12 protein-coding genes are annotated in these 16,491 nt (G+C 66.3%); 8 read left to right on the top strand and 4 right to left on the bottom strand.

The genetic code is table 11. The features are described 5' to 3' along the window. Positions 1-8: 8 nt before the first annotated feature. Positions 9-3,713 (bottom strand): DUF3971 domain-containing protein, encoded by a 3,705-nt coding sequence (locus tag J6525_RS26360; RefSeq protein WP_225646850.1) that lies wholly within the window; start codon positions 3,711-3,713, stop codon positions 9-11. Positions 3,714-3,940: 227 nt separating this feature from the next. Between J6525_RS26360 and J6525_RS26355 the strand changes: the two genes are divergently transcribed. Both J6525_RS26355 and J6525_RS26350 read left to right on the top strand, forming a co-directional pair. Further along, positions 3,941-4,666 carry a peroxiredoxin gene (locus J6525_RS26355; protein ID WP_225646849.1) on the top strand — a complete coding sequence of 242 codons (726 nt, stop codon included), beginning with the start codon at positions 3,941-3,943 and terminating at the stop codon, positions 4,664-4,666. 100 nt (positions 4,667-4,766) lie between these two features. Then, positions 4,767-6,122 carry a M23 family metallopeptidase gene (locus tag J6525_RS26350; RefSeq protein WP_225646848.1) on the top strand — a complete coding sequence of 452 codons (1,356 nt, stop codon included), beginning with the start codon at positions 4,767-4,769 and terminating at the stop codon, positions 6,120-6,122. 70 nt (positions 6,123-6,192) lie between these two features. Here the strand turns inward: J6525_RS26350 and J6525_RS26345 are convergent, their stop codons facing one another. Then, complete coding sequence (locus J6525_RS26345) at positions 6,193-7,437, bottom strand: DUF5666 domain-containing protein (RefSeq protein WP_225646847.1); 1,245 nt, start codon at positions 7,435-7,437, stop codon at positions 6,193-6,195. Then, positions 7,434-8,309, bottom strand: a complete 876-nt coding sequence (locus J6525_RS26340) for a DUF6502 family protein (RefSeq protein ID WP_225646846.1) — start codon at positions 8,307-8,309, stop codon at positions 7,434-7,436. Before J6525_RS26340 ends, J6525_RS26345 begins: the two co-directional genes overlap by 4 nt. A 175-nt stretch (positions 8,310-8,484) precedes the next feature. Here J6525_RS26340 and J6525_RS26335 point away from each other — a divergent pair, with 175 nt between their 5' ends. The 6 genes from J6525_RS26335 (at position 8,485) to J6525_RS26310 (ending at position 14,879) form a co-directional block, all read left to right on the top strand. Further along, a complete protein-coding gene (locus J6525_RS26335; RefSeq protein WP_225646845.1) occupies positions 8,485-8,916 on the top strand; it encodes a hypothetical protein in 432 nt (143 codons plus the stop codon). Between the two features lie 293 nt (positions 8,917-9,209). Further along, entirely contained in the window at positions 9,210-9,422 is a 213-nt protein-coding gene (locus J6525_RS26330; RefSeq protein ID WP_225162541.1) for a hypothetical protein, read from the top strand. A gap of 17 nt (positions 9,423-9,439) precedes the next feature. Continuing rightward, positions 9,440-11,380 carry a glycosyltransferase gene (locus J6525_RS26325; protein ID WP_225646844.1) on the top strand — a complete coding sequence of 647 codons (1,941 nt, stop codon included), beginning with the start codon at positions 9,440-9,442 and terminating at the stop codon, positions 11,378-11,380. 5 nt (positions 11,381-11,385) lie between these two features. After that, positions 11,386-12,126, top strand: coding sequence for an ABC transporter ATP-binding protein (locus J6525_RS26320; protein ID WP_225646843.1), 741 nt, complete (start codon positions 11,386-11,388; stop codon positions 12,124-12,126). Continuing rightward, positions 12,123-13,550, top strand: a complete 1,428-nt coding sequence (locus J6525_RS26315; RefSeq protein ID WP_225646842.1) for a glycosyltransferase family 4 protein — start codon at positions 12,123-12,125, stop codon at positions 13,548-13,550. The genes J6525_RS26320 and J6525_RS26315 overlap by 4 nt, the downstream gene beginning before the upstream one ends. Before the next feature lie 6 nt (positions 13,551-13,556). Continuing rightward, positions 13,557-14,879, top strand: a complete 1,323-nt coding sequence (locus J6525_RS26310; RefSeq protein WP_225646841.1) for an O-antigen ligase family protein — start codon at positions 13,557-13,559, stop codon at positions 14,877-14,879. 221 nt (positions 14,880-15,100) lie between these two features. Here the strand turns inward: J6525_RS26310 and J6525_RS26305 are convergent, their stop codons facing one another. Next, positions 15,101-16,336, bottom strand: coding sequence for an ABC transporter substrate-binding protein (locus tag J6525_RS26305; RefSeq protein ID WP_225646840.1), 1,236 nt, complete (start codon positions 16,334-16,336; stop codon positions 15,101-15,103). Between the last annotated feature and the right edge of the window lie 155 nt (positions 16,337-16,491).

The following is a 16,491-nucleotide window of genomic DNA, read 5'->3' as shown; positions in this document are numbered from 1 at the left end:
TTGACGCCCTAATTGTTCGTCGTCGGCAGATCGTTCGGGCCGTACTGCTTGAACTCGAAGATCTTGCGCGTCAGGCCGGGGGCCAGCGCGGAGATCGGATTGACGCGCAGCACCGGCGCGCTCGGCGTTCCCACCACTTCATAGGTCACGCCGATCAGGCCTTCATTGCTGCCGGCGCCGAGGAAAATCCCGAAGAACGGGATCTGACCGAACATGTTGTTCAACCCGTACATCGGAATGAAGGTGCCGTTCATCCGCACCTGGTTGCCGATATAGTCGATGCTGCCTTCGATGGTCGCGCCGATGGTCGGTCCCTTGACCACACCATTGCGGATCGAAAGCTGGCCGCTCTGGCGGGTGAACTCGGCGCGCAGCGCGTCGAACCCGATGCCGTTCTGGGTGCTGACCGGCCCGCCGGCAACGGCGCGATCGAGCTGGGTTTCGCCCTTCACCGAGAAGCCGGTGATATTGATGAGCCCCTCCCTTGGACTCGGCTCAGGGATCGGCGGCTCCATCGCGAGCGTAAGCTGGCCGCCGACCACCTTCGAATAGGTGTCGATGAAGCGCAGGAACGCGCCGGCGTCGGCGGTCTGCAGATAAATCACCTCGCGGCCCTGCTGGCGTCCGCGCATATCGACCGTGACGGGGGTGTCGCGGCCGACCTTGCCGCTCAGCGTGAACGCCTTGAAGAACCCGTTGCGGCGCGAGACCTTGGCGTCGACGCTCCGCAGCGCTTCGCCGTTGAATCCTGCGACCGCGCCGAGTTTCAGGTCGACATCGAAATCGGTGGTCCTGGTCTTGCTCTTGGGATCGCTATCGCGGCCGGAGATCGCCGACTTCAGGAAGCCGCGGCCGTCGAACACGTCGCCGCGCATCGTGACCTTGATCACGCCGTCGGGACCGCGATCGGCCCGCAGCGAGGTCTTGTCGCCTTCCGACGGCGCGTAGGTCGGGAAGTACGCATTCATGAGATCGCCGTTCTGGTCGACCTCGAGCGCCCCCTTGATCGACGCGCCGGCGCCGTCGATCGAGATATCCTCGAACCGGGTCGATTGCCCCTTCGGCACCACGTTGAAGGTCGCCTTGCCGGCACGGCCCTGCGCCTTGACCCAGCCCGGCAGGATGTTGTCGAGCTTGAGCTGGGTCAGGTCGGCCTCGACGCCCATCTTGGTGGTGGGATTGTCGCCGCTGCCGATCTTGCCGCTCAGCTTGATCGGAATCGCGCCGGAGACCGCGGGGCCGAGATCAAGCCCGAGGCGCGCGCGGCTCGCATCGTCCAGCGTCGCCTGCAGCTTGACGTCGGCATCGCCCTCGGCTGGCTTGCGGTAGTCGAGTGAGGCTGCCTGCCCGTTGATCTTGACGTCGCCCTTGACCTGGAAGCCGGCATTGCTGGCGATCACTTTCAGCGCGTTGGCTTCGAGCTTCTGGTTCATCACCAGCTTGTCGACGGCAACGCCGGAGATGTCGGCGGTGACCGAGTAGAGCGTATCGGCCTTGGTCAGCTCGCCCTTCACGGGCATGCCGAGATTGATCGTCGCGGAGACGTTGCCCTTGCTGGCGTTGGGATCGATCGGCGGACCGGAGAGATCGCTGAGCCGGTCGGACGCGAGGATCTCGGCGGCGGCCGGCACCGGACAATCGACCCGGAACTTGACCTTGGACGGCGACGGCTTCGGCGCCATGTCCGGCACCTCGAAGGTGAAGTCCGACAGCGTGATCTTGCGGCCCGCCGGCGTGTCGGCAATGCCCTGGTTGATGGTCACGGTCGCGGTGCGGCCGGTCACCCTGGCCTTCAGATCCGCGTCATGCACCGCGGGCATCTGATCCACCGGACGCACCGTGACACCCGAGGCGACAATGTTGACCGAGAGGCCGTCATCCGGAATCGGCGGTCCCTTGCGCGACAGGTTGTGCACCGGCGAATTGACCCCGACATCGATACGCTGGAGCGTGCCGCGGTCGATCCGCTCGAGCACCCATTCGCGCACCTCGGGCACGATGATGACCGGCCACATCCGTTTCAGGGCCGAGGCCGACATCGGCGTGCCGGCGAATCCGAGCTGCAGCCGCGGCTCGCCGGAATAGTCGATACTGCCGGTTCCGGCGACGCCGATCTCGCCATTGGAGATGTCGGCCTGGGTCAGCAGCACGCGCTTCTTGTCGGTGTCGAACCGGAAGCCGATGTTGATGCGATTGAAGATCAACGGTGGTTCGTTCTTGTCGGCGCCGGCCAGCACGATGGTGCCGCCCGACAGGCCGGCCTGCCAGTCGGTGACGTTGTCGTTCGGCGGCTCGAGATGGCCGAGCAGCGTGATGCGGTTGGCGCCCGAGACGACCTTGATCGGCGCCAGCAGCACGCGCCGCCCCGAATCCCATTCGACGCTCATCTCGGCCGCATCGATCGGCATCGGATAGTCGGGCGTGTCGGTGTCGATGATGTTGCCGGCACCGACATTGATCTTGCCGCGGAAGTAGGTCGGCAGGCCGTCGCGGCCGAGTTCGCCCTTCATCTCGCCCGACAGCGGCAGGTCGGCGGTGTAGGTCAGATCCTTGGTCCGGAGCGCGAGCAGGATGTTCCGGGTGGAAACCTTGTCGGCCTTGATGTCGACCGAGCGCACGCCGTTCTGCTGTGGTCCGACCAGCACGCGCACCGACCAAGGCTTTGCGCCCTCCTCGCCGAAGCTGAGCGCGACGCCGCCGCCGCTCGGGCGCCGCAGGCTGAGGCTGATGTTCTCGAAGCTCCATTTGTTGCCGCGCTGCTGATCGTCGACGACGAGATTGCCGTTCTTCAGGCCGATCTCGTTGAGGTTCTGCCCGTCGAGGCCGGTCATGCTGAGGCTGTCGAGCCAGTCGAGACCGGCGAGCAGCCCGCTCTGGGCCGAATCGGATGCGCCCGCGGAGGGCTCGGCGGCAGCTGGCGGCGAGGCAACGGGCGGCGGCGGTGCTGCGGGTGTCGGCCGCGGGAATGTCGGCGGCATCCCCGCCTCCCGCTTGGAGGCAACGCCGGTGGCCAGCGGTTTTGCGGTGTCACCGGCGGACACGGTGACATTGCCGTCGGGTGTGATGCGCACCGACAGCTCCGCATCGACCAGATTGAGGCTCTCCGCCCGCAACTGGCCCATCAAGAGCGCGGTTCCCGACAGGCGCACCTCGGCCTTGGGCGCGCTCGCAACCACCGCATGGTCCCGATCGCGGACGATGATGTCGCGGATGCGCACCGCGATCCTGACGCGGCCGGCGCGCTCGATCTGCGTTCCGCCGACCTCGACCGTGTTGCCGTGGCCGATATTCTCCTCGATCGCCGCGGCAAGCCACGGCGTCGCCATGTCGAGATTGATCGGGCCGGCGCCGAGCCGCCACCACAGCCCGCCGAAGCAGGTCGCGAACATCGCGACCAGCACCACAAGGACCAGTCCGATGCGACGAATCCAGCGCTCGCCGTTCAGCCAACGCTGCATGCCGGAGCAGAAATCGGTGAAGCGATGCAGGTTGGTGTGGGAACGCGCCAGCAATTGCCGCGCACGGTTGCCCGCCGCCTCATCCTGCTCGTCCCACGCGGCGTCGTCCTCCCATTGCGAGAGGTCAGCCCCGGCGCGCGGATTTGGACCCTGCGGCGACGTGTTCCTTGCCATTGCTTCTCGGTGCTGACGGCGAAGCTGATCGCCGCCATCGGGGCGCCCGTCGATTCGTATCGAGCGCTCCTGTGCCGGCATCGCCGCCTATCCTCGCCTAATCGTGTTACTCGCCGATGGCCCCCAGAGCGGACCAAACCAACCAATCAAAAGCCAATTCAGCAAGCGGACGGGTCACGCGTCGAATTCCTTGTCACCATACTCCGTGGCCATCAAACTTGCCCAGCGGCCGGTGCGAATCCGGCCGCCGCCAATAAGACCGCAATACCCCAATGGTTGAGCTTCGGAAAGCGACGAAAGGAAGGCGTATGTCCAAGAAAACGCGCAAGAAATCCTCCAACACAACCGGGAAGCTGGTCGCAACAAAGGTTGCGCGCGCCGCAAGCGCAAGCACTGGGAAGTCCGCGACGAAAACCCGCACAGCGGTTGCGAAGAAGGCAGCGGCCAAGAAAACAACTAAGAAAACGACCAAGGCGACCGCAGCGGGTGTTCGAAGCAAAGCCTCGCACAAGGCGGCATCGAAACCGTTAAAGCGAGAGCCGACCGCAACCGTGACCAACTCGTCCGCCGTCACACTTGCCGAGGGCGCCACGGCGCCTGGCTTCAACCTGCCGCGCGACGGCGGGGGCAGCGTTTCGCTGAAGGATTTTGCCGGCAAGAAACTGGTGCTGTTCTTCTACCCCCGCGCCGACACCCCCGGCTGCACCAGGGAGGCGATCGATTTCACCCGGCTCAAAAGCGAGTTCGTAGCGGCAGGGACCGAAGTGGTCGGCATTTCCGCCGACACGGTTAAGGCGCAGGAGTCATTTCGAAACAAACACCAGCTGTCGGTGCCGCTGGTCTCGGACCCAGCCCACCAGATGCTGGAGGCATATGGCGCCTGGGGCGAAAAATCCATGTATGGCAGGACCTTCATGGGAATTATTCGCACGACGGTTCTGGTCGATTCCAGTGGAAGAATCGCCCGGATCTGGCGCCATGTGAAGGTCGACGGCCACGCCGAAGCGGTATTGGAGGCGGCCCGGGCGCTCTGACGGGACGGGTTCCGTTTCCTGAAAATTAACCATGACGGGCTCAAATCGGCCCCGCAAATTAGCCGTACGGAGCTTGGTCCGACCGGCCGCGGGAGTACCGATGTCGAGCCGGTCCGGTCACCACAAACACCATCATCCGCAGGACCATGGCCGGACGCCGGCGCGCCGTCCGGCAGCCCATCACCCCGCACCTGCTGCCGCGGCGGTGGCGGCCTCCGGCGAGGGCTATACGCTGGTCCATGCCGGCAAGCAGGTCCGGTTCGGGCCGGTGGTGTTCTGGATCATCGTCGGCACCGTGGTTCTGCTCGGCATGTGGTCGGCGGCGACCGCGACCTATTTCGCGTTCCGCGACGACGTGCTGACCCGGCTGATCGCGCGCCAGGCCGAGATGCAATACGCCTATGAGGACCGCATCTCGGAGCTGCGCGCCAAGGTCGACCGCACCACCAGCCGCCAGCTGCTCGACCAGGAGCAGTTCGACCAGAAGCTCGACCAGATCATGAAGCGGCAGTCGACGCTGGAGTCGCGCGCCACCGCGCTCGGCGCGATGCCTGACGTCACCAGCACCGGATCGATCAAGCCGCAGGGCCGCGCCGAGGCGGCGCCGTCCTCAGGCGCGCTGAAACCCTCGCCGATCAGCGACACCGTGATCTTCGTGGCGCCGCCGGATCGCGAGGCACGGCTGGAATCGCGCGCGCCACTGATCGCCAAGACGCAGCCGAACCAGTTCGCCAAGGCCCAGGGCGTCGACAACGTGCTGGTCCGCCTGCAAACCTCGCTTGACCAGGTCGAGCGGCGCCAGGTTGCCGCGCTCGCCTCGGTCGAGGACAGCATCGATTCCAAGGTGCGCCGGATGCGCGGCGTGATCTCCGATCTCGGCCTCAACATGGCGCAGCTCGAGGCGGCGACGCCGCGCTCCGGCATGGGCGGGCCCTTTGTCCCTGTGAAACTCTCTGCCGACGCCGGCGCGTTCGAACGCCAGCTCTATCGCATCAACATCAACCGGGCACAGATGCAGCGACTGAACCAGACGCTGGCGCTGGTGCCTTACCGCAAGCCCGTGGTCGGTGAAGTCGAATTCACCAGCGGCTTCGGCGTGCGCTCCGACCCCTTCCTCGGCCGGCCGGCAATGCACACCGGCCTCGACTTCCGCGCCGCGCAAGGCGATCCAGTGCGTGTCACCGCCAACGGCAAGGTGGTGTCGGCGGGCTGGGCCGGCGGCTATGGCCGCATGGTCGAGGTCGATCACGGCAACGGGCTCGCCACCCGCTACGGCCATCTCTCCGAGATCGGCGTCAAGGTCGGTGAATACGTCAAGATCGGCCAGGTGATCGGCGCCGTCGGCTCGACCGGCCGCTCCACCGGTCCGCATCTGCACTATGAAACCCGCATCGACGGCGAAGCTGTCGATCCGCAGAAATTCCTCCGCGCCGGCGTCCGGCTCAGCGCGGGCTAGCTCAATCTCACGACGATCGATCTGAATATCGGCGCAAGCGGTCTCGCTTGCGCCGACCTTGTTTGTGGTTTCAGCGGCGGCCGCCGCCGCCCATGCCACCGGGCGGTCCGCCACCGCCGAATCCGCCGCCGGGCCCGAACGGACCACCACCGCCGCCAGGACCGAACGGTCCGCCGGGCGGGCCGAAGCCACCGGGACCGGGGCCGGTCGGTCCACCACTCAGCGGATCAGGCGCAGGCCCGCCGCCTGGCGGGCTGCCGCCCGGCATGCCGGACGGCGCCCCACCGGGGCCGCCACCTGGACCGCCGCCGCCTGGCGCGCCGCGGCCGCCCGGTCCCGATCCATGACCCGGCCCGGATCCGCCGCCGCCGGGGCCACGGCCCGGCGTGCCCGGGCTCTTCACCGACGAGCCCGGGAACTTGCCGACCGACTGCACCGATTCGACGCGCAGCTCGCGCGGGCCCGACAGCTGCGCGTTGACGACAACGCGCGTATCGGCCGCCGGCGAAAACCGCGAATGATCGCGCGCGACAAAGCCGGAGCCGAGCTGCAGGTCGTTGCCGACCCGCCGCACATAGGCCTCGATCAGCAGCCGGTTCGCGCCGGCGAGATCGGAGAAGTCGTCGGCCCGGCTGCGCGACACCTGCATCACGCCCTGCACGACGTGTCCCTCGGCCTGCACGCGCTGACCGGCCAGCGCCGCATCGACGCCGGCGAGCTTAAGCTCGCCGATCCGCAAGACGCCGGCACGGTCGCGCTCGAGCGGCCCTGCGACACGGGCGGCGGCGTCGTGGCGCTCCTGCACCAGACTTGCGACGACGACGCCGTCGGTGCGACGCAGCCCGAACACGGCGACATGCGCGCCCACCTTCAGCCAGCTCTCGCGCCCGGTCCAGGCGACCGTCTGGCCGAGCACCGTCAGCCCGCCCGGCTTCATTTGCTCGATCGGCCCGGTCACCTCGCTGGTCACATCGATGCGTTTGGTCGACAGCGTGCCGCCGGCGTCGCGCTGCGCCACCACACGCGCGAGCTGTCCGATCCGCAGCGCCTTGGCGCTCGCCGCCTCGCCGTCGATTCGGACCGGCACGTCGGGTGCGTAGGCGACGCGCTCGCCATTGACATAGATCGAGCCGAACCGCTGGATCACCCCGACGATGCCGGTGCCACCGATGCCCTGATCGGAACCGGTGATGCCGGTGCCGCCGATGCCCTGATCGTTGCCGCGCTTCTTGACCTGCGCGCCCGCGAGCGACGTTCCGGCAAGCCAGAAGCCGACAAGCAGCGCGCGGCGCGAAATGACCGGCGGGCGCTTCACGCTGCACCGCCTTCGTCGGCATCGTCATCGACCGGACCATCCGGCCCCTCGCGGTAGATGTAGATGCCGAAATTCCAGCGATAGTCGCCGCCCTTGTCTTTTGCGAGCGCGCGGTTGGCCTCGCGGTTGGCGACCTTGAGCGCCTCCATCGCCAGCTCGCGCGAGCGGCCCTCGAGCCGTTTCGCCAGCTTCGCCGACAGGCCGTCGTAATGCACCGCGCGTTCGAGGAAGCGCGGCGCGGCCGACGACACGTTCATCTCGGCGGCCGCCACGTGATCATGCAGGTTGCGGCCGAGATAGTGCCATTTGCGGTCGTCGTCGCCATGCGGCACGAAGGCCTCCTCGACCAGCATGATCTCGTCGTCGTCATTGATGGTGACGAGCTTGCGGTCGAGCCATTCGTCCAGCACGGCGCGCGGCCGCACATCCTTGGTGATCGATTCGACCAGCGTCTCGAACGACGGCGCGCCTCCGTCCGCGGTGCGCGGCAACGGCAGCGGATCGCCCTTGGCATCGGTGAACTCGGGCGCGGCCAGCCAGCGCGCGATGATCGCGCTGGTGCGCGACAGCGTCGCCGGCACCGCATTGACCGGCGTGCCGGCGCCGCGCAGTCGCGCCACCTCCTTGCGGTGGATGCCGGTCAGCAGGCTGACGCGGCTGTCGGTCTGCTCCTTGCCCTCGAGCGCGAAGTCGTGCTCGGCGACGTTGACATAGAGCTCGCGCAGCAGCTGGGTCAGCGCCGGAAACGTCATGCCGCCGCGGATGCAAAGCCGCACCAGCGGGCGCAGCATCCGCGCCAGCGGCGCATGCAGCTTCGCTGCGGCGATCGGCGCGGACGATCCCACCTTCGACTTCGGGGCCTTGGCATTCATGCCTAACTTTTAGCCGTCCGCGCCGTGGGACACAATCCCACCGCTCTTGCCCACCTCATTTGACGTGTGACATTTTCCCACTTATGGGAAACAAAATCATCTCCGGACAAGGTTCGCGCGCTCGCCAGCGGGTGTCACGGAGTCCGGCACTGCCGCCATCGCCACGGACCGCTCCATGACGTCTGCCCGATTCGACCTTGCGATCGCGGAAGCCTGCCGGATCGCCCAGGTTCCCTTTGAGGAGTTCGTGTCGACGGTGATGGCGGGCGGCTATCCCTGCCTGCCGGGCGTTGCGCCCGGATCGCCGCGCCGCTTCGACGAAACCGACCTGCTCGCGCTCTACATCTACGGCCGCCTGCTCGCCTTCGGCTTCGGCGGCCTGCGCGCCGGCGAATATGCCTGCCGCGCGCATGCGGGCCTCCGTGCCGAGCCACGCGCGCAATCGATCTCGATTGCGCTGACCTCCGACGGCGGCAAGCGCGTCGTGATCGAGCAGGATTTGCAGCGCCTGGCAGCGGCAATGCTGCCCGAGCGGATTCATTTCGACATCGCCGCGATCAGGCGCCAGTTGCAGCCGGTCGAACGCAGCACCGCCGAGCCGGCCTGACGCTTCGCTAGAGCACGCATCTGACGATGCGTTCCGACCTCTCCCCGCACGCGGGGCGAGGTGAAGCGGCGGCTGTTGCTCGACCCACAAGTAGGCTCATGGCGCTTTAGAAACGCCCGCATTCGCTCGCCCGCGCCGTCGCGGCGCGATCGCACCGTCATGCGTTCCGCCGCCGTCCGCAAAAAGTTGTCCACCGCCATACGTGGGACATAATCCCACATTTTAGTCCGCCGCCATTGACGTGTGAAATTTTCCCACGTATCCAGAATTCATCCAAAAGGGAATCCGACCCAATGTCTCTTCGTTCGGCCCGCGAAACCTGTTCGTTTCACGAACCCGGTCGGTTCGCCGCCACCGCACTCCGTTTCACGCCGCAGGCGCCATTCTGTTTCACGCCGCAGGTGCCTTGCGGCCCGATCGAGCCGGTGTTTCCGGCGCTGCTGCGCTCGCTGGTGTTCGCCGCCGCGCTGGCGCTGCCGTTCATCGTCGCCCTGTTCGTCGCATGATCCGGATCGAGCCGCCCATGATCGTCGTCAACGAGCCGGCCCGGCGTCCGTCGGTGCTCCACATCTTCAAGGTCTACTATCCCGACCTGTTCGGCGGCACGCTGACGGTGATCCGCGATATCTGCGCCGGACTGAAGGACACGTTCAACGCCGCCGTACTGGTCTGCTCGCGCTCCGGCGGCGAGCAAAAGATCGTGGTCAACGACGTTGCGGTCGAGCGCGTGCACTCGTTCGGCGACGTGCTGTCGCTGCCGGCCGCGCCGACCTATCCGTGGCGGCTGTGGCGCCGCATCGCCGAGCACGACCTGCTGGCGCTGCACGCCCCGTTCCCGCTCGCCGACCTCGTCTTCGCATTCGGGTTCGGCCGCACCCGCCCGCTGGTCGTGCACTGGCACGCCGACATCGTCTCGCACGCGGCCTTGCGCTTCCTCGTCGAGCCGATGATGCGGCGAACGCTGCGCCGGGCCGCCGCGATCATCGTCTCCGATCCGGTGCTGATCGAAACCACGCCGCTGCTGCAGGAATTTTCCGACAAGTGCCACGCCGTTCCGTTCGGCGTCGATGTCGCGAAATATGACCGGCCGGCCGCACAGGCCGACGACGTCAATGCCCGCGGCCGTCTCGTGCTCGCCTGCGGACGGCTGGTGCCCTACAAGGGTTTTGACGTGCTGGTGCGCGCCGCCCATGCCCGCAATTTCGAGGTCTGGATCGTCGGCGAGGGCCGCGAGCGCGACCACCTCGAGCAGCTGATCCGCGACTACGGCTTGCAGGACCGCGTCCGCCTGCTCGGCTCGGTGTCCGAGAGCGAGCGCGTCAAGCTGATGCGCATCGCCGACGTGTTCGTGATGCCGTCGGTGACCAATGCGGAGACCTTCGGGCTGGCGCAGCTCGAGGCGATGGCCGCAAGCCGGCCCGTCGTCAACACCGCGCTCGACACCGGCGTTCCGCATGTCGCCCGCGACGGCCTCGAGGCCATCACGGTGCCGCCCGGCGATCCCGCCGCGCTCGCCGACGCCATTGAAACGCTGATCAACGATCCCGAGCGGCGCCGCCGCATGGGTCAGGCCGCGCGCCATCGCGCGCTGACGAAATACTCAACCGCAGCCTTCAAGGAGGGAGTCGAGACGGTGTATCGCAAGGTCGTTACCGAGGAGGCCGCCGCAAGGGACGCGGGGTCGTCAGCCCCAGCCCCGCGTCCCCGAACGGCAGGTTTCGTCGGCGCGATCCAGATCGCGGCAACACTGGCCTGGTCCGACGTGCGCCATCGCTACGTCCGCTCCCTCCTTGGACCCTTCTGGATGTCGATCCAGATGGCGATCATGGTGGCCGTGCTCGGCTCGGTCATCGGCCATCTTTCCAACGTCAGCGCGGTGGCGCGGCTGCCGATGCTGGCGGCGAGCCTCACCGCCTGGACCTTCCTCAACAGCGTGGTGCTCGACGCCACCACCGCGCTGCAGGGCTCGGCCAGCCTGATCAAGGATCGCGCGCTGCCGCCGGTGATCTTCCTGCTGCAATGTACCTTCCGGCAGGCGCTGTTCGCCGCCCATAACGCGGTCGTGCCGCTGCTCCTGTGGCTCGTGCTGACGCCGCGCGATGTCGGCGGCGCCATCGCCGCCCTCCCCGGCCTCGCCCTGTTCGTGATCTGCACGCTGGGCCTGAGCCTCGTGCTCGGCGCGCTGGCGACGCGTTACCGCGACATCAAGCCGATCATCGAGTCCTCGCTGACGCTGGCCTTCCTGGCCTCGCCGATCATCTGGACATCCGAGATGATCGATCGCGGCTCGACCGTGATGCGGCTCAATCCGCTGACGCATCTGTTCGCGATCTGGCGCGACCCGCTGGCGACCGGTCATGTCGCAACGGCAAGCGTGATCTACGTGCTGGCGTGCCTGGCCGCGCTCGCGGTCGCCGCCATCGTCACCATCAGGCATCTGCGCAAAGCGGCATTCTGGATCTAGAGCATATGGCAAGCATCCACCTCCGCGACGTCTGCCTCGATTATCCGCTGTACGGCGCCTACGACTTCTCGCTGAAGCGCCGCCTGCTCGGCCGCCTGTTCCGCCAGACCAGCGAGATGCGGACCATCCGCGCGGTCGACAGCATCTCGATCGAGGCGAACGCCGGCGCACGCATCGGCCTCGCCGGCCCGAACGGCTCCGGCAAGTCCACCCTGCTGCGGCTGATCGCCGGCGTGTTCCCGGCGACCAGCGGCCGCGTCGAGATATCAGGCAATATCGTGCCGCTGCTCGGCCTTGGCGCCGGCGTCAATCTCGATTTCGTCGCCGCCGACAATATCAGCCTGCTGCTGCGGATCTCGGGACACAGGCCGACGCCGGCGATCCTGGACGAGATCTGGGCGTTCACCGAACTGGAGCAGCGCATGCAGCGGCTGCCGCTGCGCATGTTCTCGTCGGGCATGCTGATGCGCGTGCTGTTCGCGACCGCGACCGCGTTTCCCGCCGATATCCTGCTGCTGGACGAGTGGCTCAGTGTGGTCGACGAGAATTTCTCGGCCAAGGCCGAGCAGCGGCTGCGCAAGATGGTCGAGACCGCGGCGATCGTGATCATCGCCTCGCACGACTACGCCCTGCTGCGCCGGACCTGCAACAGCATCATCAATCTCGATCACGGCCGCATCGCCAGCACCGTCGCGCTGGATGCGCCCGCCCCGCATCACCTCGAGCTCAGAGAAATCAGCGCATGACAAAGATCCTGGTCGTCAGCGAGGCGCTTGGCGAGCCCAACCACAAGCGCGGCATCTTCCATTTCACCCGTGAATTGATCCGCTCGCTGGCCGGCGACGGACATGCCCTGACCCTCGTCGTGGAGACCACGCGCCGGTACCGGAAGCTGCGCCGCAGGCAGCAGCGGACGCGCCTGCTGCCCGGGGACTCACGGCTGATCGAGCTGCTCGCGCTCTATCGTTACCTCGATGAAACCGACATGAACTCGCCGATCATGCGCGGCGGCCTGCGCCGCACCGTCGACTGGTTCAAGCACAAGCTCGACGCGGCGACCTCGCTAGAATTCATCATCGCCTTCCTGCGCTCGATTCGTCTGCTGCCGACCAGCGTCAAGCTGATCGAGAACCGGACCGAAGGCCTCGAATACATTCCGACCGATTTGCGCCATCTCGAATTGTTCGGCGATTTCCTGCTCGAGCCCGGCTTCTACAGCTATCAGGACACGTCGGCCCTGACCCGGTTGCCGCCGCCGCGGGTCGATGCGCGCGACTACGACGTCATTCTCGTCGACACCCCGACCCGGGTTGCGATCAAGCGCCGCCCGGGCGCAAAGGTGATTTGCGTCGTGCACGACCTGTTGCCGATCACCGATCTCAAGCTGGATGACATCGCAACACGCCTGTTCCTGTCGCGCCTTTTCACCAGCGTGAATCAGGCTGACGAGCTCGCTTTCGTCTCGAACTACAGCATGAACCGCTTCCGCGCCCTGCTCCCGCAATATGCGCACATTCCGGCGCGGGTAGTCTATCCGCGGACCCGTTTCGACGTCGCGGAAGCGCCGCTTGCGCCGGTGCCACCCGCCGTCCCGGCACGGCCGAGCTTCGTCGTCATCGTCTCGAACGAGCCCCGCAAGAACCTCGCGGCCGTCATCCGCGCCTTCCGCAAGCTGCCGGAGGCCGATCTCGTCGTGATCGGCTATGCCGGCGGCGCCAACCAGGCGCGCAACCTGCCGAAGAACGTCCGCTTCTCCGGCTATGTCGACGAGCACGAGAAGGCGGCACTGATCGCGGACGCGCATGGCCTGATCATGCCGAGCCTCGCCGAAGGCTTTGGCGTCCCGATCATCGAGGCATTCGCGGCCAACACTCCTGTGCTGTGCTCCGATATTGCCGTGTTCCGCGAGGTCGCGGGCGAGCTTGCCGACTATTTCGATCCGTTCTCGACCGACTCGATCTGCGCCTCGGTGCGACGCGTGCTGGCGCAGCAGGAGCAATGGCGCGACCGGATCCGTGCGCGGCGGGCCGAGCTGGCCGAGCGGTTCGGCCACCACACCCAGGCGCGCGACCTGCTGTCGCATCGGGCTGCTCCGGACGTCGCGGCCGCCGCCGCGGCGCTCACCGCCGCGATGGCGACCTTCAACGGTGCAACCGCGCACGGCGTGTAACCGGTCATGAGCACCGATTCCGACGCCATTGGTCTCGCAATCGAATCGCCAGCACGATGGCGCGATCGCGTCCGCGCCTGGTCCGGCTCAGTCCCCTATGTTCGCGCCACCGATACCCTGATCGCCCTGGCCGCGGCGTCGCTACCCTGGTCGACCACGGCACTCGCCGTCTTCATGCTGCTGTGGCTTGTCGCCGTGATCCCGACCATCGACTGGGAGCAGTTCATTCTCGACCTCGCGCAACCGGCCTTTGCCTTGCCGATCGCGCTGGTCGCACTCGCGGTGATCGGCCTAGCGTGGTCGGAGACGAGTTGGGCCGAACGGCTGCAAGGCATCAAGCCGCTCAGCAAGCTGCTGCTGCTGCCGTTCCTGCTCGGCTATTTCCAGCGCTCGCAGCGCGGGCTCTGGGTGTTCTTGGCCTTCCTGGTGTCGTGCACGGCGCTGATGATCCTGTCCTGGATCGTGCTGGCGCTGCCGGAACTCAAGCTCGCGCACACCGCATCCGACGGCGTGCCGGTCAAGAACTACCTCGACCAGAGCCAGGAGTTCGCGCTCTGCGCGTTCGCGCTGGCGCTGCCGGCATTGACGGCGCTGCGGGCCCGGCAATGGCGCTTCGCGGCCGGCGCCATCGCGCTGATGCTGCTGTTCGTCGCCAACATGCTCTACGTCGTCTCGGCGCGGACCGCGCTGGTCTACATGCCGGTGCTGTTGATCCTGTTCGCCTCGCTGCATCTGTCGCGGCGCGCCACGCGGCTGCTGTTCGCCGGCGTCGCGGTCACCAGCCTTGCGGTCTGGACCACGTCCCCCTACCTCCGCCAACGCATCGCCGACGTCGGCATCGAGTATCGCGCCCACGACACCTCGGGCATCGCCTCGACCGCGCAGCGCCTGACCTATTGGCGGAAGTCGGTGAAGTTCATCGCCGGCGCACCGTGGCTCGGCCACGGCAGCGGCTCGATCAGGCGCATGTTCACGCAGGATGCCGTCGGACAAGCCGGCCTTGAGGCCGAGGTGATCAACAACCCGCACAATCAGACCCTCAATGTCGGGGTCCAGTGGGGGCTGATCGGCATCCTGCTGCTCTACGCGCTATGGATCAGCCACGTCAGGCTGTTCGCCGGCCGCGATCTCGCGAGCTGGATCGGACTCGCCGTGGTCGTGCAGAACATCACCAGCTCGCTGCTCAACTCGCATCTGTCCGACTTTCACGAGGGCTGGATGTACGTGATCGGCGTCGGCGTCGCCGGCGGCATGGCGCTCCGCGCCCGCCGGCCGGAAAGGATTTTGGCGGACAATGCCGCGGCAGGCGGGTTGAAGCGGCTTGTATAATCCGGAGCTGCATCTGCTCGCGCCGTGTGTGACTCACCGGTGGCGCAACAAATTCAGCGTCGTCCCGGCGTAGGCCGGGACCCATTACCACCGAAGGCGATTGTTGCGCGACGCTAGGGCCACAGCTTCCTCACCAACCCAATCCTGTGGTTATGGGTCCCGGCCTACGCCGGGACGACGGTGGTGTTTGCCGAGCGAGCATCGGCTTCATCACTCCCCCCCTACCGCGACGCTTCGTGCCCGACCTCGCCGGTGATGACGTCACCGAACAGCTCCCACGCATCGCCGTTGAAGTGCATCAGCTGCATCTGCTCGATCGGGAAGTAATCGTCGGGAGAGGTGTTGACCATGACGCCCGGCAGCATCAGGTCGGAGTGGAAGTTCTTCAGGTTGGCGGCCTGCTTCATCACGTTCTCGCGCGTGAGATTGTCGCCGCATTGCTTCAGCACCTGCATCATCGCCTCGGCCTGGACATAGCCATAGAGGTTGTTGGCATTGGCCTTGTCGCCGTCGGGGTAATATTTGTCCATGAAGGCACGCCAGCTTTGCACCGCCGGATCCTTGTCCCAGGTCGGATCGGTCGGGTCCTTCAGATAGGCGGTCGAGATGATGCCCTTGGAGAACTCGAGTCCGGCCGGTTTCAGCACCGAGGCGACCGAGGTCGCGGTGTTGGCGAGGAAGAATTTCGGCTTCCAGCCGAGCTCGCCCACTTTCCGGATCGCCTGCGCCGAGCCCTTCGGCGCCGCCCAGGAGAAGAAGATGTCGGCGCCGGAATCGTGCAGCGCGACGATCTGCGAATCGATCGAGGGATCGGAGACCTCGTACGACTTGTCGGCGATGATCATGCCGACCTTGTCGCCGAGCCCGTCCTTCAGGCCCTTGAACTGATCCTTGCCGGCATCGTCATTCTGCCAGAACACCGCGATCTTGCTGTCAGGGAATTTGTCGCGAATGTACTTTGCGTAGATGCGGCCCTCGCTCTGGTAGTTGGGCTGAAAGCCCATCGTCCAAGGGAAGTTTTTGGGGTCGCCGAATTTGGTGCCGCCGGAGGCGACGAACAATTGCGGCACCTTCTTGGCATTCATGTATTTCATGATTGCCGAATTGGACGGCGTGCCGAGCGGCTGGAAGATCAGCAGCACCTCGTCGCTCTCGACCAGCTTGCGCGCCTGCTCGATCGCCTTCGGAGGCGAATAGGCGTCGTCGTAGCTGATGAAGTTGATCTTGCGGCCGTTGATGCCACCCTGCTCGTTGGTCATCCTGAAGAACGCGGCCTCGGTCTTGCCGATCACCCCATAGGACGACGCCGGGCCGCTGTATGGCATGATGTTGCCGATCTTGATTTCGCCATCACTCGCGCCGGGATCGTATTTCTTCTGCGCGGTGGCCGAGGTCGCGATCAGTGCGGCACTTGCGAACGCCGCGATTGCGCCAATATATCCGAAATGAGCCGGCATCGTTTTCTCCCGATTTTTGTCGTTGGTTTTGGCGGCAAGTCTCGCAAGAGACGCATGTGCTGGCAAGCGCTGGGTTTTTCCGTTGGGCGAAACGGCATTGTTGCCTGGCGCTATTTATGATTGAAGGTCGATCTGGGGATCACGAGTCGAGGCGT

It is taken from the genome of Bradyrhizobium australafricanum (assembly GCF_020329495.1).
GTDB lineage: Bacteria > Pseudomonadota > Alphaproteobacteria > Rhizobiales > Xanthobacteraceae > Bradyrhizobium > Bradyrhizobium australafricanum.
The sequence above is the reverse complement of the archived record's forward strand: the minus strand, read 5'-3'. Positions and strand labels throughout refer to the sequence as shown.